At 36.0% G+C, this 21,610-nt stretch carries 14 protein-coding genes and 2 pseudogenes; 7 read left to right on the top strand and 9 right to left on the bottom strand.

Going from position 1 to position 21,610, the window contains the following annotated elements; genetic code table 11:
- Nucleotides 1-129: 129 nt before the first annotated feature.
- Together ACKI2W_RS04330 and ACKI2W_RS04335 are read left to right on the top strand one after the other, a co-directional pair.
- Nucleotides 130-2,448 (top strand): DEAD/DEAH box helicase, encoded by a 2,319-nt coding sequence (locus tag ACKI2W_RS04330; protein WP_407379602.1) that lies wholly within the window; start codon nucleotides 130-132, stop codon nucleotides 2,446-2,448.
- A gap of 159 nt (nucleotides 2,449-2,607) precedes the next feature.
- Nucleotides 2,608-8,748, top strand: a complete 6,141-nt coding sequence (locus tag ACKI2W_RS04335) for a hypothetical protein (RefSeq protein WP_407379604.1) — start codon at nucleotides 2,608-2,610, stop codon at nucleotides 8,746-8,748.
- 40 nt (nucleotides 8,749-8,788) lie between these two features.
- Here ACKI2W_RS04335 and ACKI2W_RS04340 read toward each other — a convergent pair whose 3' ends face one another.
- From ACKI2W_RS04340 to hisS, 4 genes are read right to left on the bottom strand one after another with little or no spacing between them, the layout of a single operon-like run.
- Entirely contained in the window at nucleotides 8,789-9,535 is a 747-nt protein-coding gene (locus ACKI2W_RS04340; protein ID WP_407379606.1) for a sugar phosphate isomerase/epimerase family protein, read from the bottom strand.
- 5 nt (nucleotides 9,536-9,540) lie between these two features.
- Entirely contained in the window at nucleotides 9,541-11,376 is a 1,836-nt protein-coding gene (locus ACKI2W_RS04345) for a PINc/VapC family ATPase (protein ID WP_407379608.1), read from the bottom strand.
- 1 nt (nucleotide 11,377) lies between these two features.
- Complete coding sequence (gene hisI, locus ACKI2W_RS04350) at nucleotides 11,378-11,785, bottom strand: phosphoribosyl-AMP cyclohydrolase (protein ID WP_407379610.1); 408 nt, start codon at nucleotides 11,783-11,785, stop codon at nucleotides 11,378-11,380.
- A 3-nt stretch (nucleotides 11,786-11,788) separates the two neighbouring features.
- The gene (hisS, locus tag ACKI2W_RS04355) at nucleotides 11,789-13,084 is read right to left on the bottom strand and encodes a histidine--tRNA ligase (protein WP_407379612.1); all 1,296 of its coding nucleotides are present in this window, start codon (nucleotides 13,082-13,084) and stop codon (nucleotides 11,789-11,791) included.
- A 75-nt stretch (nucleotides 13,085-13,159) separates the two neighbouring features.
- On the opposite strand from hisS, the gene ACKI2W_RS04360 reads away from it, so the two are divergent.
- The 3 genes from ACKI2W_RS04360 to ACKI2W_RS04370 are packed head-to-tail and all read left to right on the top strand — an operon-like array spanning nucleotide 13,160 to nucleotide 14,850.
- Nucleotides 13,160-14,002 (top strand): shikimate dehydrogenase, encoded by an 843-nt coding sequence (locus ACKI2W_RS04360; protein ID WP_407379614.1) that lies wholly within the window; start codon nucleotides 13,160-13,162, stop codon nucleotides 14,000-14,002.
- Nucleotide 14,003: 1 nt separating this feature from the next.
- Entirely contained in the window at nucleotides 14,004-14,678 is a 675-nt protein-coding gene (locus ACKI2W_RS04365; RefSeq protein WP_407379616.1) for an ATPase, read from the top strand.
- Nucleotides 14,679-14,706: 28 nt separating this feature from the next.
- Nucleotides 14,707-14,850, top strand: a complete 144-nt coding sequence (locus tag ACKI2W_RS04370) for a hypothetical protein (protein ID WP_407379618.1) — start codon at nucleotides 14,707-14,709, stop codon at nucleotides 14,848-14,850.
- A gap of 42 nt (nucleotides 14,851-14,892) precedes the next feature.
- Here the strand turns inward: ACKI2W_RS04370 and ACKI2W_RS04375 are convergent, their stop codons facing one another.
- The 5 genes and pseudogenes from ACKI2W_RS04375 to ACKI2W_RS04395 all read right to left on the bottom strand — a co-directional run bounded on the left by ACKI2W_RS04375 (nucleotide 14,893) and on the right by ACKI2W_RS04395 (nucleotide 20,000).
- Nucleotides 14,893-16,407 (bottom strand): replication factor C large subunit, encoded by a 1,515-nt coding sequence (locus ACKI2W_RS04375; RefSeq protein ID WP_407379620.1) that lies wholly within the window; start codon nucleotides 16,405-16,407, stop codon nucleotides 14,893-14,895.
- A 12-nt stretch (nucleotides 16,408-16,419) separates the two neighbouring features.
- Nucleotides 16,420-17,367, bottom strand: coding sequence for a replication factor C small subunit (locus tag ACKI2W_RS04380; protein WP_407379622.1), 948 nt, complete (start codon nucleotides 17,365-17,367; stop codon nucleotides 16,420-16,422).
- 284 nt (nucleotides 17,368-17,651) lie between these two features.
- The gene (locus tag ACKI2W_RS04385; protein WP_407379624.1) at nucleotides 17,652-18,251 is read right to left on the bottom strand and encodes a hypothetical protein; all 600 of its coding nucleotides are present in this window, start codon (nucleotides 18,249-18,251) and stop codon (nucleotides 17,652-17,654) included.
- A gap of 57 nt (nucleotides 18,252-18,308) precedes the next feature.
- Nucleotides 18,309-18,563, bottom strand: a pseudogene (locus ACKI2W_RS04390) (transglutaminase domain-containing protein); the annotation flags it as partial.
- 24 nt (nucleotides 18,564-18,587) lie between these two features.
- On the bottom strand, nucleotides 18,588-20,000 hold the full coding sequence (locus tag ACKI2W_RS04395; protein WP_407379626.1) for a hypothetical protein: 1,413 nt from the start codon (nucleotides 19,998-20,000) through the stop codon (nucleotides 18,588-18,590).
- Nucleotides 20,001-20,149: 149 nt separating this feature from the next.
- On the opposite strand from ACKI2W_RS04395, the gene ACKI2W_RS04400 reads away from it, so the two are divergent.
- Together ACKI2W_RS04400 and ACKI2W_RS04405 are read left to right on the top strand one after the other, a co-directional pair.
- Nucleotides 20,150-21,109, top strand: coding sequence for a zinc metalloprotease HtpX (locus ACKI2W_RS04400; RefSeq protein ID WP_407379628.1), 960 nt, complete (start codon nucleotides 20,150-20,152; stop codon nucleotides 21,107-21,109).
- 9 nt (nucleotides 21,110-21,118) lie between these two features.
- A pseudogene (locus ACKI2W_RS04405) lies at nucleotides 21,119-21,610 on the top strand (methyltransferase domain-containing protein); the annotation flags it as partial.

Genomic DNA, 21,610 nt, shown 5'->3' on the forward strand with positions numbered 1-21,610 from the left:
ATTATATTTTAAGTGTCTAGAATCCATAGCATTCTATCTGTTATTGTAAATTATAGGAAAAAATGGGTCACGAATACTGTTCAACTGCTCTCACTAATTTTATAAATAGCTATTGACTAAACTTTAACTATGACTACTTATATCAAACATCCGCTAATTAAAAAGGATTCTATCGAGTCAAGACTTTATCAGCAAGTGTTGGCTGGGGATGTTTTGAAAAAGGGAAATACTATGGTTGTTGCGCCTACCGCTTTAGGTAAGACCATTGTAGCAATCCTTGTTGCAGCGGACAGATTGCAGAAAGTAAAAAACTCCAAGGTTCTAATTTTATCTCCAAGCAAACCTTTGGCCATTCAGCATGAGTCAAGTTTCAAGGAGTTTTTAAACCTGCCGTGTGCATCCATAACGGGTTCCGTTAAAACAGACGATCGCGTTAAAAGATGGGAAGAATCCAGAATAATCTCAGCAACCCCCCAGACTGTCGAATCCGACCTGTTGAATGGAAGGTATGATTTAAGTAGTGTTTCACTGATTATTTTTGATGAATGTCACCATGGTGTTGGTGCATATTCATATGTCTATCTGGCTTCAAGATATGTCAAGGAATCCAACTATAACCTGATTTTGGGCCTGACTGCTTCACCGGGCTCCGACAAATCCAAAATCAAGGAAGTCTGTGAAAACCTGTATATTCAAAATGTCGTAGTCAAAACCGAAAACGACACGGACGTAAAGCCTTATTTCAATCCCGTTAAGATTGATTGGGTCAGAATTGACATGAGTCCCGAGCTTGAAAAGATTAATAATTCTCTTGACAAGGCTTTAAAAATCAGACTTAAAACTCTCAAGAACATGGGAATCTTAAAGACGGTGTCTGTTACCAAAGTTGACATATTAAAGACAAGAGGTCGCATTCAGGGTGAAATTGCAAGAACCACAAATCCTCAAAAGGAACTGTTCCAGGCGATTTCCATTTTAAGTGCTGTTATAAATATCCAGCATGCCCAGGAGCTTGTTGAAACTCAGGGAGTTCATCCTTTCAACAAGTATATTCAGAGGCTGCGAAAAAAGACAACCAAGGCATCAAAATCATTGATGAATGATCCTAACTTTTCACGTGCCGTTAGATTAGCTCACAATGCTGAAAATAACGGTTGGGAACATCCTAAACTAAGGGCTTTAGCTGAAATACTGAAAAAGGAACTGGGAACCGGTGACGGACAGACCACTCTCAAGACTGCAAGATATGACAATAAGCAGGATGAAAAGGCATCTAAAATCATCGTATTTACTCAGTTCAGGGACACTCTTGAAATGATTCATGAAAAGCTCGAGCGTGAAGGAATCAAATCAGCAAAATTCTTCGGACAGGCCACTAAGGATGGTGAAAAGGGACTTACTCAAAAAGAGCAAAAAGAGATTATCAAGGCATTCAGGATGGGCGAATATGATGTTTTGATATCCACAAGCGTTGCAGAGGAGGGTATCGATATTCCTGCCGTTGATTTGGTTGTACTCTATGAGCCTGTTCCTTCCGAAGTCCGGATGATTCAGCGCCGTGGAAGAACCGGCCGTAAAAGAACCGGTCGTGTAAAGGTGCTAATCACTAATGGAACCCGTGATGAGGGTTATTACTGGTCTTCCGTAAGAAAAGAGGACAACATGAAAAATCAGCTAATTAATCCTAAGGTCCTGAAGGAATTGAACGATTCAGCCACTGCAAGAATGGACAATGAGAAAAAGGTCAAGGTAATTGATAAGCCTAAGGAGGAAAAACTGCCTGTGGTTTATGCGGATTCCCGTGAGGGAAACTCAAAGGTAATCAGGTACCTGTCACAAATGGAAATGGACGTTAAGGTTCATTCAATGGCCGTTGCAGACTATCAGGTAAGCGATGAAGTGGCAATTGAAAGAAAGACCGCCAAGGACTTTGTAAGCTCAATGATTGACAAGCGTCTCTTCAAGCAGGCCCGTGAACTGTCCGAGGAGTTCAAAAGGCCTCTGATGATTCTTGAAGGTGATGACTTATACTCAGGCATGGTCAATCCAAATGCAATCAGGGGAACCATCGCATCAATAGCTCTTGATTTCGGCATCAGCATTATTCCAACCCGTGATGCTCAGGATACTGCAGCAATGATTAAAAGAATTGCCATAAGGGAGCAAAGCGGTGAAAAGACCAATATTCAGATAAGAACGGACAAAAAGCCGGTAAGTCTGTGGGAACAGCAGCTGTTCATTGTGGAATCTTTGCCTGCAATCGGTCCGGTAAATGCTAAAAACTTATTGGAACATTTCGGGTCTGTTGATAAGGTATTCAATGCTTCTGAAAACGAGCTTATGGAAGTCGAGGGAATAGGTAAGATAACAGCTCAGAATATAAGAAAAGTCATTGAATCCAAATACCTCTATTTCAAAAAGGAAATCAAAGAGAAGAAACTCCTTTAAAAGTAAACTATTTTTTATTACTCAGTAAAGGTAATTTGAATATTTTTCATTTTTCGCAATATTTAATTAATAATAAGTACATAATATTTGTCATATAAAAATTTCATATTAAGTTTTTATATTATTTATTGTTCAAATAAATTTAGGAGAAAATCATTTATGAAATATAGATATTTATCCATATTTTTATTAATATTGGTACTGTCTCTCGGTGCAGTAAGCGCACAGGATATTACAGCATCCGATGACGGTATCGCTCTCGTACAGGATAACGAGATTTTATCTGCTTCCGAGTACGTTATTGATGATAGTAATTATGATACTTATTTCGATAATGAAACAGGAGCAATTCTCGAAAATTCTAACATTTCTGATGGAGATACAATCAAGCTCGGAAATGTTAGTGATAAAGAATTTGTAATTGATAAACTTTTAACAATCACTTCTAACTCATCTAGTGATGTACTTACTAATGTATCATTCTATTTTAATTCAGGAAGTGATAATTCTACAATAAGCAATTTAAATTTTGTTTCTTATGACGCTCAAACAAGCACAATTTCAATTGATAACGCTTCTAACATAGCAATATCTGAAAATATAATGGATATTGAAGGTGCAGAAAATGCAGGAGACATTTTTGCAATTTTCGCATGTTATGCAGATAACTTAAATGTTCAGGCTAACGTTATTTCATACACTGGTAAAACCAATGGTACTGCTTTTAACTTTGCTATTTATGTTTTAGGTTCTGAAGATGTTGAAGTTAAAGAAAATGTTGTTGAAATTGAAATTCCTGCCGGTGATCTTGATTGGGGTACAGGTTTCGGTATCAGTGAAGGTATTGTCTTTGCTGCTTGTGATAACTTAGCATTCACTGATAATAACATTACCTTGATTACCAATGAGTCTGTTGGTTTGTATCCTACTGTTTATGTAGTTCACGCTACTGTTTCAGACAATGTTGCTGTTGAAGGCAATAAAATTGAAGCTTTAAGTGAAATCGACTATCTTTACGGTATTAAAGTCGATGGTGATAATTTCAGTGTATCTGACAATGTAATTAATGTTGGCAGTACTGCAAATTATGCTTGCGGTGTTGAAATAGGCAATCCTTCATCTGGTGTAGTTGACGGCAATAATATTTCTGTTATTGCTCCTGCTTCAGCTTACGCTGTTTATGCATCTGACTGGTATGGTATGGGTTGTTCAGTTAACATCAGCAATAATAAAATTGAAGGTCTTGCTAACACTTTCTTCGGTGTTTCATTGTTCGGCGTTAACGAAGCTGTGGTTGAAGGAAACACTTTCGAAGCTATCGGTAATTATACCACTGGTGTTGCTTCCAACGCCAAAGTATTAATAGTTAACGATAACGTATTTACTTTGGAAGGTTCCAATGTCGGCGCTCCTTTAGGGTACGATTCTTTAGGTGTTGACAATGTCGCAATCAATGCAAAAGGTGGTAAAGTCGCTTTATCATATAATGACATAACTTCCACTGGAAAAGGTTTAGTTGTTATAGGATCCAATTTAACCGCTGAAAGAAACACTATCCATGTAAACGATACTGGTTTAGCTGATTCCTATGCAATTTATCTTGCAAATGATACTGATGTATTAATTATGAACAATGGAATTCATTTTGTCGGTAAAACCGGAGGTACAACTATCAATAATGCAATGTATGCAGAAAACTCTGCTGTTGATTCAATTTCAGAAAACACCTTTGAAATTGCTATTCCTTCTGTTGATGTTATATGGGAAGAAATTCCTGCTACATCCGGTAACTATGTAAGCTTCCCTGTTTCTGAAGGTATCGTATTTAGGGACATGACTGGTTTGGAATTCGCTGACAACACTATAGACCTCACTGCTACAGATATTGTAACTGAATATGGTTATGATACAATTTATGTAGTTGATGTTAAATCAGATATGGCTGTTATTGATGCAAATACTATCATTGCTAACGGTAAAGATTGTATTTACGGTATTATCTCTACAGGAAGAGCATTCATTACCAATAATGAAATTACACTTAATTCCGAATTATATTATGCTTGCGGTATTGATATTGAATTTGTATCATCCGGTGCTGTTGACGGTAATATCATAGATTTATATTCACCATATGTGGCTTACGGAATTTATGCTTCAATGGATTGGGATAATTTTGAATATTCTGGTGAAATGGAGTACACTAACAATGATATTGCAATCAATTCCTACGCAGGATATGCTATGAACCTATATGGATCTGAAGCACTCATCGACGGAAACAAAATATATATGGAAGGTAATTACACAATGGGTATTTCAGCTATGATGTTGGACGATATCGCATCAATTACCAACAATGAAATCAATGTTTTAGGTAGTGAAAATGGTACCAAAAAAGTTGGAGACATGATTCCGGCACAAACTGTAGGTATTCTTGCAATGAGTGAAAGCCAAATCCACAACAACGCAATCACCTCAACCGGAAACTTTACAATAATCAGCACTGATGATTATAGTGAAATAACTGACAATTACCTTGTCTCTGCTGAATTATTAGGTGATGACAGTGTAAGCGACACTTCTGGTGATGCTTTAGTCGAAAACAACATCCCTATAGCAAACGCAACCAACTACAACTTGACCAACGACACATTCTTCCTGTTCTTCAATGAAAACGGATTCATAAGGGAAAACATCACTTCCGAATCATTAACATTCATCGGTGAATTCTCAAATCTCCCTCCATGGATGATCATTGACAGACCTGTTAAGTTATTAAGCGACAATGCAGTTTTAGGCGACATGTCATTCAATATCCAATCCGACAATGTAACTGTCGACGGATTCATGTTTGTCAGCGAAACATTACCTGAAATAATTCATGTTGAAGATGCTGTAAACGTTTCAATCATCAACAACAACATATTTGTTGACGGTGTCGCTGATGACAATAATAATGTAATCAGCATTATAATGTCTGATGATGTTTTAATTGACAATAACAATATTACCTTTGGTGTTGAAACCAATGAAACTTTCCAAAACATAGCTATTCATGCTAGAGGCTCTGACAATTTGGTTATTACAAGAAATACTGTTGTTGCATTATTGCCTGCCCGTTCCATCGACTGGGGTACAGGTATGGTTTACTCCCAAGGTGTTTTCTTGGACGGCTGTGATAATGCTGTATTATACAACAACACTATCGGTGTCAAATCCAATGACCAAATAAGTACTTATGATACTATCTATGCAGTTAACGTCAAAGGGGACAACGCAACCCTCGTTGAAAATCAGATGGGTGTTGTTGAAGCTCCTTACGGATATGCTCTCGTTTTATCCGGTGAAAACTTCGATATTTCCGATAACATGATTTTTGCTGGTCAAAACGGTACTTATGCATGTGCTGTTGAAATTGACGGTGCTTCCGATGGTTTTATTGAAGGAAATTTAATTTACGCAGTTGCTGATGTGTCCGCTTACGGTATTTACACTGCTAACTGGGCTGGTGACGTAAAAGCAAACATTACTGATAACATGATTTTAGCTAATGCTAACTCCGCATTTGCAATGTCCTTATCCGGCAGTGAAATCTCAGTTGAAAATAATGCTATCATTGTTCAAGGTAACTACACTACAGGTATCATTACTGCTGCTAACGACACTCTAATTAACAACAATACAATTATTGCAAACGGTTCAAATGTCGGCACTCCTTTAGGCTACGACATGATGGGTGTTCAAACTATCGGTGTTAAAGTTATAGGTATAGATGCAACAGTAACCAACAACAACATTGCTTCAAACTCCAAATATGCTGTTGAAGTCCAAAAGGACGGTACTGTAATTGACAATGAACTTTATGCTGAATTATTGACTGGTGACTTTGCAGTTGATTACGCTCAAGACGGCGGTGTTTTAGTTGTTAACAACACCCCTGAAATGGAATTGGATTATAAATTAACAAACGACACATTCTACATTTACTTCGATGATGACGGTGTTTTAAGAGAACAAATCACAGCAGACAATTTAACATTCATCGGCGAATTCTCTAATTTAGTACCAACTATTACTATCAATAAGCCAATTACCTTATTAAGTGATAATGCTACCTTAAACGCTATTGCTATGAGTATCGTATCCGATAATGTCACTGTTGACGGATTTAATTTCATCGGCAAATCCAAGTTAGGTGTTTATGAATTTGACAACATTCAGATTATTAACAACAACTTCGATATTGAAGGTGCAAATGACACAGATAACTTTGCTGTTGAAATTGTTCTTTCTGAAAATACTGTAATTGACAACAATACAATTGTTTACAGTGTCGAAACCGATGGCACATTTATAAATTATGTTATTTATGCTGAAGGCAGTGATAATTTAACTATTTCAAATAATGATATTATAGCAGATCTTCCTTCACGTTCCATCAACTGGACTACAAACACTGTTTATTCAGTTGGTGTTTCATTATTCAATTGTGACAATGCTGTTTTAGATAATAATACTATTGATGTAAACGCTAACGACCAAATGAGTACTTATGACACTGTTTATGCAGTAAACATCAAAGGGGATAATGTACTTGTCACTGACAACTTTATTGCTATTGACGGTGCTCCGTATGGATATGGACTGGTTATTGCAGGCGAATATTTCGAAATTGATGACAATATGATTCTCGCTGATAATGAGGATTACTCATGCGGTATTGATGTTGAAAGTAACTCAAACGGTATTATTGCTGATAATATAATTGCTGTTAACGGTACTTCCGCTTACGGTATTTACACTGCTAATTGGGCAGGAGATGTCAAAGCTGAAATTGTTGATAATTCTATTGCTGCTGCAGGTAATACAGTATTTGGAATGTCCTTATCCGGAAGTGAAGCTATTGTTGGAAACAACACAGTTGGATTGAACGGTAACTACACAACAGGTATTGCATCCGCAATTGCTAATATCACAATCGAAGGCAATACAATCAATGCTACCGGATCTAACGAAGGTACTCCTGCAGGCTATGACTCAATGGGTATCGAAACAACCGGTGTTCACATTGTAAGAGGTAATGCTACTGTAACCGACAACAACATTACAACTACCGGTGAATTTGCTGTAGACGCAAAAGGAACAGGCTCTGTAACAGATAACTATCTTGTTGCTGCCGCTTACACTGGTGATGCTGCTGTTGATTTAATTGTTGGAGACACACTCGTTGCCAACAACACCCCTGCAATGCAAAGGGTCATCATCCAGGCTGAAGATGTAGTGATGTATTACAAAAACGGTACCAGATACGTCTTGAAATTAACAGATATGAACGGCAAACCATTGGCTAATGAAAGCGTAACTTTAACAATTAATGGTGCAACCTATAACAGAACCACTAATGAAAACGGTACCGCTTCAATTGCTATCAATTTAAACGTTGGTAATTACACAGGTTCCGTTTCATATGTGGGTACTGGAAACTGCACTAACTCCACAATCGAAAACAGCATCACTGTTTTATCCACAGTAGTTGCTGATGATTTGGTAAAAATGTTCAGAAACGCTTCCCAATATTATGCTACCTTCCTTGACGGTCAAGGTAATCCTTTAGCTAACGGAACTGAAGTCACATTCAACATCAACGGTGTAATGTACACACGTAAAACCAATGAAAACGGTACAGCTAAACTGAATATTAACTTAAACCCTGGTGAATATATTATCACCGCTACTAATCCGAAAAACGGTCAGGAATATTCAAACCTTGTCACTGTTTTATCCAATATAGTTAATAACACAGATTTAGTAAAATACTACAGAAACGGTTCACAGTATGTTGTTACTGTTGTAGGCGCTGACGGTAAAGTCGTAGGTGCAGGTGAAAACGTAACATTCAACATCAACGGTGTATTCTACACTCGCCAGACCAACGCATCCGGACAAGCTAAATTGAACATCAATTTAGATGCAGGTAACTACACTATCACAGCAATGTACGGTGAATGTATGGTATCCAATAACATTGAAGTATTGCCTATCCTATACGCTAATGACCTGGTTAAAAAATACGGAACTTCCGATCAGTTCAGAGCATTGTTAGTCGACGGTCAAGGTAATCCGTTCCCTGGTCAACAAGTAGGATTCAATATCAACGGTGTATTCTATACCCGTACCACTGATGCTGACGGTTATGCAGCATTGAATATTAGATTAGGCGCTGCCGTATCTGAATATATTATTACTACAAGTTATAACGGTACTGCAATCGCAAACAAAATTATTATTGAACCTTAAGAGGTAATTTTACCTCTTAAAATTTTTATTTTTTTTAAAACTAGAAGTTGTTTTTAAGATATTCTAAACTTTTTTTAATGGAATCTTTATCATTTACTTCAATCATGTAGATGCCATTATAATTTTTCTTCTCAAAAGTATTGATGATATCATTTAATTGAATATTGCCCTCACCAAGTGCTAGGTGTGAGTCATCATCACCCATATTATCGTGGGCATGTATGTGTTTAATGGAATCAAAATATGTCTCGTCCGGAGATATTCCTGAATGGTGTGCATGGCCGATGTCAAAAGTCATTCCCATGTCAAATTCCACAAGAGTTTCATCCAGTTTTTTCATATCCTGATAAATCATGTTTTCAAATGCGGGCATATTTTCGATTGTGGTGTTTACCCCCAAATCCTCACTGTATTTGCCAAGCTCCTTAATTGAGTTGTCTGCCACTTTATAGATTTCTTCAGGCATTTCTCTTGCAAGAAACGGAATCAGTCCAGGATGGACAACGACAGCTTTGGCATCAATCTCAGTTGCAAGGTCAATTGAGTCCCTGATTTGTTCCATTGAGGCGGCCCGGCTTTTGGAGCCTAAGGCGGCAATGTTTACATCCATAAATGGGGCGTGTATAGTGTATTTCAAATCATAGCTGTTTAAAATGTCCATGTCAAAGGTTTCGGTAGGGTACTGATGCAATAATTCCGCATATTCTATTCCTAAACCTTCTATAAATTCCAAGCTGCTGTCTAAACTGTCATTAAATGTTGCTAATGTTGATGCACCGATTTTCATTTCAATCACTTTCTCACGGCACTGATTTCTAATCCCATTTCAATTGCTTCAATTATGAAATCGGACAATTCAATGCCATTTTTAATTCTTATTTCACCTTTTTTGGAGGTTGTTGCTGTAAGCAGATATTCTCCTCCAACCAATATGTCAAAGTTGGATCTTCCGTTTTCACGGCCTAACTCTAAAATTAGCTGTTTTTTAGTGTGTGTAATGTCGATTTCAAAAGGATTCCTTTCGTATTTGTCCTCAATAACTTCAACGCCAAGTGAAATTCCAATCTTTTCCTCGATTTCAGCTATCCTTTTGCCGTTTTTGCCGATGACTTTAGGAACCAGATCCTCCGGAATGTAGATGTTTGCCCTCTCAGGAGAAATTACTTCAACATCCACTTTCGCTTTTTTAGGCAATATCCTCTTGATTTGTCTTAAAATCTCTTTTTCGGCAATGATGTCAACTGATGATTTGGAACTGCCATTTGACGGGTTTTTGACCAAATCCAAATCCATTACAATGGTCTGTTCACCATAAGTGTAAATCTCGTTTTTAAGCTCGCCGGTTTCAAAGTCACGAACTTCAATGACAGGCCTTGCAAGGTCAGCCTCCTTCATTCCGCTTGGAACCTTAACTGTCATTTTCGTTTCATAGACGCTTTTGACTTCTCCGTCTTCAATGTAAATGCTCGTATCAACAATTGATGGAATGACACCGAGTTCCACTCTTGAAGCTATTCTCTGGATTGCATCGATAGGTCTTGTTGCGTGGACAACACCAATCATTCCGACTCCTGCCAGACGCATGTCCGCAAAGATATTGAAGTCATGGTTTTTCCTGAGCTCATCGTAGATTGTATAATCAGGTCTCACCAGAAGCAGCACATCGGCGGTGTTTTCCATGCTTCCCTCAAGCGGAGCATATTGGGTTATCTCATCAGGAAGCTGAAGGTCTCTTGGAGATTCCATTGTTTTAACGATTTTATTCAGCTCTCCGGAATAATATTTGGCTATTGCCTGTACAAATGTGGATTTACCTGCACCCGGAGATCCTGAAATCAGAATTCCCTCAGCGCTGTTGTTGATTCTCTCCATTAATTTACTGCTTAAATGATATTCGTCCAAATCAATGTTTGCAACAGGCCTTACTGCTGTTATTTCAATCGCTTCGGAAAAAGGAGGTCTGGCAATTGAAATCCTGTATTCTCTTGACTGAACGACAATGGAACCTTCCTTCACGGATTCCATGTAAGTTTTAGCATCGCTTCTTGCCTTGTCAATGATTTCATCAATAATTTCCTGAAGTTTGGTGTGATTATAAACCTCATCGGATAGTTTTACAAAATCGATGTGTCCAGGCTTTCCTTTCTTGGCCATCGGAACGACATTTTCCTTTAAATGAACGGACATTGTCGTTTCATCAAAAAACTTTGCAATTGACAAGTCCTTTTCAACATATTCCTGTTTGTAATAGTAAACTGGAATTCCCTGTGCCTTGGCGGTTTCTGCCTGTACTTTATCGTTGGTTAATAATGTTCCGAATTCTGATCTTGCCAAATCCCTGATTAAGGCATCAATCTCTCCGCTTTTAGCATATTTGATATCATAATTGGTAGGACGTCTGCCTTTAAAGGATATTGCAAGTTCTCCTTCATATTGTAAATCTTGTAAGTGCTGCAGTTCATTCAATCCGTTTATGCCTTCACGTCTATTAGCATTTGCCTGATGTTCAAGTTCGCAGACAACAGCTTCTGGAACAATAATTTCAGGATAATCCAAATCCTCTTCTTCCAACAGTTTGCTAACAGCTCCAATAATCACAGCACTTGTATCTGGAATTATTGTTTTCATCTTAATACACGTCTTCGGGGTTAACAAGTCTTTCTTGGTTTTCTTTTATATCTTCGTCTTTCAAATCATTAATATCTGGTGAATTTTCCAATTCAAGGTTTCTAAAAAAGCATGAATAATAGCCTTCATGACAGGCAGCACCGTTTTGTCTGATTTTTAAAACGATTGCATCCATATCACAGTCAACACGAATCTCTTCCACTTCCTGAGTATGGCCTGAGCTTTCTCCTTTCAGCCATTGCTTGTTTCTTGATGTGCTCCAGTAATGGGCCTTGCCTGTTTCAATGGTTTTTTGCAATGCCTCTTCGTTCATATTGGCTACCATTAGGATTTCACCTGTTTCAGCGTCCTGTGCAACTGCGGTAATTACTTTAACGCCATTAATTTCATGTCTAAAATTGATATTCATTGTTTATTCTCCTTTCAGGTATGTTATGATGTTGTCAATTTCCACTAAGTCCTGATTTCCGCTTTCCATGTCTTTAATGGTTACTTTGCCTTCTTCCAAATCGTTTTTACCTATAATTATCATTTTTGGCACTTTGATTTTATCAGCATAATTCATGAGCTTTTTGAATTTCTTGTTGTTCAAGTCAACATCACATCTCAGACCTGCTCTTCTTAGGTTTTGTGTTATCTCATAAGCCTTTAATCTGACGTCAGCTGAAATTGGTGCAACATAAACATCCAGGTGTGATTTTGCTTCCTGTTTTTCAACCAGCTCTTCAATGGCATTCATCAGTCTGTCAAAACCAAGTGCGAAACCTGTGGATTCGACTTCCTGGCCTCCGAATACCTTGATTAGGCTGTATGTTCCTCCGCCGCAAACCTGTTTTTGGGCTCCAAGGCCTTCAACATAAATTTCAAAGACTATTCCTGTATAGTAGTCAAGACCTCTTGCAACGCCTAAGTTTAGGGTGTAGTTGTCCATATCAAAGGAGTCCAATAGCTCAACAAGTTCTTTCAATTGGCTGAATGCCTCCTGTGGCTCTTCATAATCTCTGATTAACTCTTCAACCTCATCAAGAATGCTTTTGTCTCCAACAAGATCAATCAGTTTAAGCAGAATCTGGTTCAGCTCATCATTTGAGATAATAGGATTTTCTCCGCTTAAAGATTCTTTCAATAAGTCTTTGTCGCCCTTATCGATAACTACCATCAGTTCCCTTTGGGTTTTGGTATCAACCTCAAAATGCTTGAACAGGCCACGGATAATGCCTAAGTGGTTGATATTGACGTCAGCACCGGTGATTCCTAAAGCTTCAATTGAATCGCTGCACATTGCAATGACTTCAGCTTCGCCTTGAGGGGATTTGGCGCCTATCAGTTCACATCCGAATTGCCAGAATTGTCTGAATCTTCCTTTCTGAGGTCTTTCGTATCTGAAACAGCTGCCGTAATAATAAAGTTTGATAGGCTTGACGGCAGTCTTCTCAAGTTCATTTAAATATAATCTGGCTACTGGGGCGGTGATTTCCGGCCTTAATGTCAGTTCCCTATCGGATTTGTCTTTAAAATTATATAGCTGGTCTACAATTTCTTCTCCGGATTTTGTTGTAAAAAGTTTTAATTCTTCAAATAAAGGGGTTTTAATTTCCCTATAACCATAATTTTCAAATATATATCTTAAGGTACTTTCTGCTTTTTTTCTCTCTTCCATTTCTTCAAATAAAAAATCTCTAGTACCTCTTGGTCTTGTGAATTCCATGTTAGTTCTCCTATTTTATAGTATATTAACTTTTGAAAATTAAAGTTTAAATAATTTTGTAGCTAATTTTAATATATGGAAATAAAAGGAAGTACAAATGTGGTTGGATTGATTGGCCATCCTGTGGAACATAGTTTTTCGCCGCCGATGCACAATGCAGCCTTTAAAAAATTGGATATGGATTATGTCTACACTGCATTTGATGTCAATACCGAAGATTTGGGCAATGCCATTAAAGGGGCTGAAGCATTAAACATTAAAGGATTTAATGTAACAATACCTCATAAAATTGAAGTAATGAAACATTTGAATGAGATTGATGAGGTTGCAAAATTAATAGGTGCGGTCAATACAATTGATTTCAAGGATTTGAAAGGTTATAATACGGATGGTATTGGTGCTATCAAAGCCATTGAAGAAGTGACTTCTGTTAAAAACAAAAATGTCGTAGTTGCCGGTGCAGGAGGTGCTTCAAGAGCAATATCATTTTATTTGGCAGAATATGGTGTCGATAATTTGACAATATTGAACAGAAATGTTGAAAGGGCTCAGAAATTAGCTTCAGACATTTCAGATTCATCTCTGATTGATGATGTTGCCTGTGATTCAATCAATAATATGAACCTAAACGATGCCGATATTTTGGTTAATACAACCCCTGTAGGGATGCATCCTAATGTGGATGCTGATCCTATCGCTTCAAGTGACCAGATGCATGATGATCTGGTGGTATTTGATGCAGTTTACAATCCGAATGAAACAGTACTGTTAAGGCAAGCTATTGAAGCTGGTGCAAAGCCTGTTTATGGAATTAAAATGCTTCTGTATCAGGGTGCTGAAAGCTTTGAGATTTGGACTGGTAAAAAGGCGCCGATAGATGTGATGGAAGAAGCGCTGATGAAATACTTGGGGTTATAAAATGGATTTTATTTTTGATGTATCTGCTCTGGCCAGTGACGATGAGGAATTTTCAGATTCAAAAAAGGACGTATTGAAATATTTGAAAATAATCGGTGTGGATACAAGATATGTTTCGTATACTCCCGAAAAGCTTTACATTAACAATTTACGTTTTTCAAAGTTTTCAAGAAAACGTCAGGAGACATTCTCCAAACAGTATGGGAACATTGAAGTTGTAAGAAATTCACTTTTCCAAAAGATTTGCGCCAAAGCGGCAAAATCCCTTTCTGACATAAAACCGAATTCAAGAATTTTGCTTCCTAAGGATAATTTCATTGTAGATATGCTATTGGAGCCGTACACCCGTAAATACGGCGTTAAGCTAATTAATGAGGGGGATTATGATTTGATTGTAAATCCTGTCATTTTGGACGATAAGGTCAATCAGATATTTTCCACAATCTTTAAAGGTGAAGGCATAGCATTCGATAAAAATGAAAATGAAATATATCCGTTGATTAACGTGCCATTGGATTGGATCAATTCATTTCTGGAAATGGATGGCAAATCAGAAATTAAAAATGAAAATAATGATGAGTTGGCATCATCATTTATGAACTTCTTAGAGGATGTGGCGCCACAATATAGGGAAAACGTACTTAAAGCATCCGATTATATTGAAAGTAAGTTATGAAATAAAAATATTATGGAGGTTTGATATTTTGGCAAAACCAATTGCTCCCACTCCAACATTATTTGGAATTGAAACCAAAGAATTTTTAGAAGATATGAAAAGACCAAATAATCTAAATGAAATAAAAATCAAAGAAAGAATTGAAAACAGCCGTCATGTTGACTTTTTTTAATAAAAAGAGCAAAATTTGTTTTATATTATTAAAAAATAAAAATTAGAAGTCGAATAAAGATGCTTGTTTATTCTTCTTCTCTTTAGGTTTTTCTTCAACTTCTTCTTCAACCATTTCTTCAATCATCAATTCTTCAGTCTCTTCTTCTGGAGAAATCAACTCCTGTTCATCAACAGATGATTCTTCTGGTTCTTGTGTAATTAATTCCTGCTCATCCCGGACAGGTTCTTCTTCTATCTCCTGAGGAATTCCTGCAAACATCTGATTTTGAAGTTCTTCTGCACGTCTGTCACGCTCTTCAATACGCATTTCCTCTTTCTGCTTTTCCATTTTCTTGATAACGGACTTCGGGATGACCTTTTTTCTGAAGCGTTTTATTTCGTCTTTATCCAAATCAAGGAAGTCTGAAATTTCCCAGGCAAGCTCGTCATTTTGAAACATTATTTCCAAATAAGGAAACATTGAAATTGCAACGGTATTTGAAATGTGCATCTTTTCAGACATCTTTTCCGCTATTCCGTCACGCAGGTTTCTTTTTCCACGGTTGCGTCCCATCAGCGTGAACACGGTAGGGCCTTTAATAGGTGTGAATTTCTTATAGGTTTCTCTTTTTGAAGAGCTTACGCCAATCCCCATGAAATCAGTGGCATATTTCCAATAACCGTAGTTTCTTGTTCTTTGAGCTCTTCCAAAGTACAGGTCTGCATTGGATAAGTTTTCATATGCTTTTTTAAGCTCGTTTTTATTGGTGTATTCACGGGCGACATTTTCGGCGATATACTCCATTACAAGAGTAGGGTCCTCATCAACCCTTAAAGCATCCTTTACATGTCTAGGATTCTTGCTTTTCAATGTTGCCATCACTCCGTCAATGATTGTTGACCTGTCATCCTTTGTCGTGACGGTTTCAACATCTTCCATGGTCAGCTCATGTGAAGTGTCGGCAATTGCCTGAAAGGTATTTATGGCTGAACGGATGTCTCCATTTGCCTTTTTGGATAATTCCTTAAGGGCTTCCTTATCGTATTCAATGCCTTCCTGTTTGGCAATGTTTTTAAGCATCTTGTTGATTGTCGGGCCTCTGATTTTTGCCATTTTGATGACTTGACATTTCGGTTTAATTGACTGAAGTCTTTTGGAGTAAAAATCATTAGCTATTAAAATTAAAGGATGTTTTGATGTTTTTATAATCTCACCAATAGCTCTAACACCGCCACGGTCGTTGGTTCCATGAATACCGTCCACTTCATCCATTATGATTAGTTTATAGTCGTCTCCGAAAAGTGACCTTGATGATGAAGACTCGCCAATCGTGCTTTTAATAACGTCCTGTGAACGCTTGTCACTCGCATTAAGCTCAATGTATTCGGAAAATTCATTAGCGATTGCCTGTGCAAAGGTTGTCTTTCCAATTCCTGGGGGACCAACTAAAAGAAGGGGCTGCTGAGGATTGCCGGCTTTCCAATTGTTTACCCAGTCCTGAATTATCTTTTTTTCCTTATTGTTACCTAATATCTCTTTTAGGGTTTTTGGTCGGTATTTGTCTGTCCATAACATTTGAATACCTTACTATAAGAATTTGGTTAAAAGGGCTTCAAGCTGTATTCTTGGATTTGAACCTTCTCTTATTCTAAAGTCGCAGTTGGCTATTGCTTCGATAACGTCAATGTAAAAGTCAGGATCCATCTTTCCGTCAAGTACTCTTCTGGATACTTCCTGATAGATTTGTGAGACCATATCCTCTCCGCTGGTGCCCTGCAGGACCATTGTTTCATGCAATAATTTTCTTGAACCCATAAAGTCTCCGGTCAATGCTTTGGTAATCATATCGGAAACGTCCTGAGGTTTTGATTTTGAAACAACGTCATAAACACTGTCTTCTGTGATGTGTTCTCCTTCAGAGGCCGTTGCCTGCAGGATATTGACTGCCTTACGCATATCTCCTTCAGCATAATAAACTATTGTCTCAATTCCTTTTTCATCATAATCGAAATTTTCTTCTCCACAGATGAATTTCAACCTTTCAATAACCTCTTCTCCTTTAAGAGGCGCAAATCTGAAAATTGCACATCTTGACTGAATCGGATCAATGATTTTTGAGGAATAATTACAAGATAGGATGAATGATGCGGTTTTCGTATACATTTCCATTTCACGTCTCAAAGCATGTTGGGCGTCTTTTGTCATGTTGTCCACTTCATCCAAAAATATTATTCTGAACGGAGCACCCATAGGTTTCAATCTACAGAAATTCTTGATGTCGTTTCTTACTGTGTCAATTCCCCTTGCGTCTGAAGCGTTCAGTTCCAAAAAGTTCTGCCTCCAGTATTCTCCGAGAATTGATTTAACTAATGCCAGTGCAGTTGTGGTTTTTCCAACACCGGCAGGTCCTGTAAACATTAAGTTTGGCATGCTTTCTTCGCCAACATACTTTTTAAGTCTGTTTATAATATGTTCTTGGCCTACAATGTCATCTAGGCTTTGTGGTCTATATTTTTCTACCCAAGGTCCACTCATTAAATCACCATGATTTCGTAATGTTAAAATATATGTTAGTCAATTAATAATTAATTTGTGGTAGCGGTTGAAAAGTAATATTCAAACATTACTTCAAATATTATATTATGCAAATTATACTTTATTTGTCTCCATTTATAATAAATAAAGTTGATAAATAGATTTTTATAAATCTAACAAAAAAGATTGGATTAAAATAACATTATTGCAATTTTTTCTAAAATTCAATTTTGAGATGGATTTTGATTAAAAAATAAAATAAAGATAAGAAATTAATCTTATCTTTATGCGGTGTTATATTCTAAAATACTGTATACAGGTTCTTCAGTTACGTCTGCTGTATTGATGCTATTTGAATAATCTGTAGGTTCAATAGTATCTTGTGCAGTATTTATTTCAGGACTACTTACTTCAGGTTGACGATCTCCATATATTTCCCATAAAGCATATGCTTCTTCATAATTATATTTAATGAATGATCCTTCAGTTAAGGTACTTTCTATTGCTCCACATGCATCTGGACATATAGCGCCTTCAGGTAATGTTTTAGTAACTTCTCCTAAAGCAATATAACCTCCACATATTGGGCATTGGGTGTATAAATCAGTATAATTCATAGTATTGTCTATTTGAAGTTTTGTCCCAGGTATTTGTTTATATGTTTCTTCAAGTGCATTTGCTGCCATTAAGTCAGTTGTTACTATTTTACTATCTTCTAATATGAATTGGTTGTTTGGTTCAGTATTTGGATTTATTGTGCTAATATCGGATGAAAAATCTGTAATTTGATCATTAGAAACATTATTTCCAATATATACTGCATAACTTCCACCAATTAGCATAATAACAGCTATTGCTAGTATTCCTAGTTTTAGTTTTTCCATTATTTTCACCTCTTTAAAAAATTTATTTATATAATTATATTAATTATATAAAAATTATTATTCTATTACATAAATTTCTTTATCTAATGCTCTCCAATATTTATATTGTGTATAATAATCTCCATTATAACTAGAACTCCATGAACCAAGTTTATCAGTATTTGTTGGATCAGAAACAATCCAATTATCATTTATTAAAAATTGTGCCCATGCATGTCCAGTAGCATTGTTCACTGAGGATATTCCAGTCACTGCTCTAATAGCTAATCCGGATGATTTAGCTAAGGCCATTAATAAGTTCGTTTGATCATAACAATTAGCTTTATTTAATAATGCTTAATTATATGCATTATTTAATCCATTAATGTTATATTTATAATTTAATTGGAAAACATAATTATGTATAACCACAGCTTTTTCTAATTCATTAGTTAATCCATTTGTTAAGTTATTAGATAATGTTTGTATGAAATTATTATCTAAACATTGATAATCTGTATGTGTGGTGATGTAAGAGCTTTTGTTATAATCTGAAGGTGAATATTGCATATTCATCGGACCTGATGAAACAGTTATCATTTCGTAACTTGAAATTTGTGATGTTGAAGTTCCATAACTTGTACTAATAATATAATTATTAGGGTTTAAATTTATTGTTATACTTGCAATTCCATTATTATCAGTTTGTTTTGTGTATTTAACAGAATTTATGCAGAAATATACATTTTTATTTGCTAAATTATTGTTATTAATGTCTGTTAAACGAATTTGGTATGTATTTCCCTGTATTATGTAATTACTTAAACTATTAATGCAGTATTGATTATTATTTGAATTAAATACATTAATGGTATATGTGTGTGGATTAACTGTATTATACATATTATTTGTGTAAAATCCAACATCAATTGCATATGATCCTTGATTAAAATTTATGTTTAATTTTGCTATACCACTTGAATTTGTAGTTCTTGGATATTCAACATTATTTATTTTAAAATATATATTTTGATTTTTCACCGGATTTCCATATTCATCCGTTACTTTTACCATAAAACCGGTTCCTGTTTTGAGATTTAAATTTATTGGATTAATGATAATATTTTTCATTAATACATTAATCAATGTGGATTCTGAACAAGATTGATAACTTCCACTTCCAGCGAAAGTATAATAAATTGTATATTGTCCTGGGTTTAGGTTTATGTTTAGTTTTGCAATTCCGTTGGCATCTGTTGTTCTAACATAGTTATTTCCATTTACTGTAAATGTTATGTTTTTATTGGATAATGGAATTCCATATGTATTAATAACGTTATTATTTGAATCCAAATAAGGTGTTTTTAATATTACTTTAAATTGAGTTCCTTGTTGAATATTTGTAAGAATATTAGAAAAATATGTTATTTTCATATCGGATTTTGTAAAATTTAAATTTGGATTGTTCATGTCATATATTGATATTTTTTCGTTTTTGTATTGGGTTGGATTTGGATTGTTCATGTCGTTTATTGATATTTTTTCGTTTTTGTATTGATTAGGAGTTGGTTGTATATATATTGATATTTTTTCGTTTTGGTTTTCATTAATTGTATTATTTTCGATTTCTTCGATATTTATTGTATTATCATCAATTTGAGTATTAATATCATTTTCGATTGATGTTTGATTGTCTAATGCAAATGTTGATGAAATACTTAAAAACATCAATAAAATCAATGAAAAAGATATTATAATGATTTTTTTCATTTTTACACCTCTTTTGTTTTAAATAAATATTTTCTTAAATGCAAAGATAACTTTACATTTTGTAATATATTATTTACTTTAATGTATATAATATTTTCCATTAAATTTTTAAATACCAATATAAAATAATTAAGTAAAGGTGATAACTTATGAGAGGCACATGGAAACTTAAATTGAGAATGTGGCTTACAATGATTATAATGTTTACAATCGTTTATTTCCTTGTAATGCTTGCTGGAATGTATATTGGAATTAGTTCATGGAGCTTTTTCATGATTGCTAGTTTAGTGATTGTGTTCTTACAGTACTGGTTTGGCCCTTCACTTGTTAAACGTTCTATGAATGTGAGGCCTTTAAGTGAAGCTGAAGCCCCTAATATTCACCAGATGGTTGAAGAATTGGCTCAGGCTGCAGGAGTTCCGAAACCGGAAGTTTGCATTTCCGAAATTAATATTCCGAATGCGTTTGCTTATGGAAGATCATCCAGAAGTGGACACATTGCAATTACAAGGCCTATCTTGGGATTGCTTGACCGTGATGAGCTAAAGGCAGTGCTTGGTCATGAAATGGGCCACATCAAACATAATGACATGATAGTAACTTCAGCTGTAAGCGTTATTCCGATGATTTGTTATTATATCGCATTGTCATTCATGTTTTCAGGAGACCGCGATAATGGCTTAACAATCATTATTGGAATTGTAGGATATTTGTTTTATTTAATCGGTCAGCTATTGGTATTGTTCATTTCAAGAACAAGGGAATATTATGCTGATGAAGCAAGTGTTGAGTTCGGCAACCGTCCGGCAGCACTGGTGTCTGCATTATATAAGTTGTCTTATGGTGCAGCAAGATGTGACAAACAAACAATTGATGATTTAAATACAAACAGGGCATTTTTTGTAAATGACATTAACAATGCGAAACATGACATTCATGACTTCCAGCAAATAGACTTTGATGGTGATGGAAGAATATCTGATGAGGAGTTAAGAAGGCTTGCAAACTCCGATGTTAAAATTTCTAGAAAAAATGGGGCTATGGAATTATTGTCCACTCACCCAGATTCCTTAAAAAGGGTAAAAAGATTGGCAGAACTTGAAAATTAGGTGTATATTATGAAGATGATTTTAGATGAGCGTGGAAAGAAATATGTTTTAAAACCGGGTCAGGAATTTCAAAGCGATTTGGGAATTATTAAATCCGAAGTTTTGGATGAGGCCGAAATTGGTGATGAGGTTAAAAGCCATCTTGACCACACATTTAAAATCATGAAACCTAACATCAATGATTTCATTGACATAATGGACCGCAGATGTTCAATTTTAATTAAAAAGGATATTGGACAGGTTCTTGCCCATACTGGTTTGGGAGCAGGATGTCGTGTCGTTGATGCAGGAACAGGCGCTGGAGCTATTGCGCTCAATTTTGGTATTGTGGTCGGTCCTGAAGGACAGGTTTTCAGCTAAGAAATAAGGGAAGATTTTGCCGAAGTTGCCAAAAAGAACATTGACAACTTTGGAATAACCAACATTGAAGTTAAAAACCAAAGCATTAAGGATGGAATTGATGAAGACAACATTGATTTGATATTTTTGGACTTGCCGAAA

The organism is Methanobrevibacter sp. (genome assembly GCF_045603845.1).
GTDB lineage: Archaea > Methanobacteriota > Methanobacteria > Methanobacteriales > Methanobacteriaceae > Methanocatella.

Excerpts from the sequence above, each read along its gene's own strand:
- ACKI2W_RS04330 (WP_407379602.1), top strand. The coding sequence starts at position 130 with ATGACTACTTATATCAAACATCCGCTAATTAAAAAGGATTCTATCGAG.
- ACKI2W_RS04360 (WP_407379614.1), top strand. The coding sequence starts at position 13,160 with ATGGAAATAAAAGGAAGTACAAATGTGGTTGGATTGATTGGCCATCCT.
- ACKI2W_RS04340 (WP_407379606.1), bottom strand. The coding sequence starts at position 9,535 with ATGAAAATCGGTGCATCAACATTAGCAACATTTAATGACAGTTTAGAC.
- ACKI2W_RS04365 (WP_407379616.1), top strand. The coding sequence starts at position 14,004 with ATGGATTTTATTTTTGATGTATCTGCTCTGGCCAGTGACGATGAGGAA.
- ACKI2W_RS04375 (WP_407379620.1), bottom strand. The coding sequence starts at position 16,407 with ATGTTATGGACAGACAAATACCGACCAAAAACCCTAAAAGAGATATTA.
- hisS (WP_407379612.1), bottom strand. The coding sequence starts at position 13,084 with ATGGAATTCACAAGACCAAGAGGTACTAGAGATTTTTTATTTGAAGAA.
- ACKI2W_RS04335 (WP_407379604.1), top strand. The coding sequence starts at position 2,608 with ATGAAATATAGATATTTATCCATATTTTTATTAATATTGGTACTGTCT.
- ACKI2W_RS04345 (WP_407379608.1), bottom strand. The coding sequence starts at position 11,376 with ATGAAAACAATAATTCCAGATACAAGTGCTGTGATTATTGGAGCTGTT.
- ACKI2W_RS04385 (WP_407379624.1), bottom strand. The coding sequence starts at position 18,251 with ATGGAAAAACTAAAACTAGGAATACTAGCAATAGCTGTTATTATGCTA.
- ACKI2W_RS04395 (WP_407379626.1), bottom strand. The coding sequence starts at position 20,000 with ATGAAAAAAATCATTATAATATCTTTTTCATTGATTTTATTGATGTTT.
- hisI (WP_407379610.1), bottom strand. The coding sequence starts at position 11,785 with ATGAATATCAATTTTAGACATGAAATTAATGGCGTTAAAGTAATTACC.
- ACKI2W_RS04400 (WP_407379628.1), top strand. The coding sequence starts at position 20,150 with ATGAGAGGCACATGGAAACTTAAATTGAGAATGTGGCTTACAATGATT.
- ACKI2W_RS04380 (WP_407379622.1), bottom strand. The coding sequence starts at position 17,367 with ATGAGTGGACCTTGGGTAGAAAAATATAGACCACAAAGCCTAGATGAC.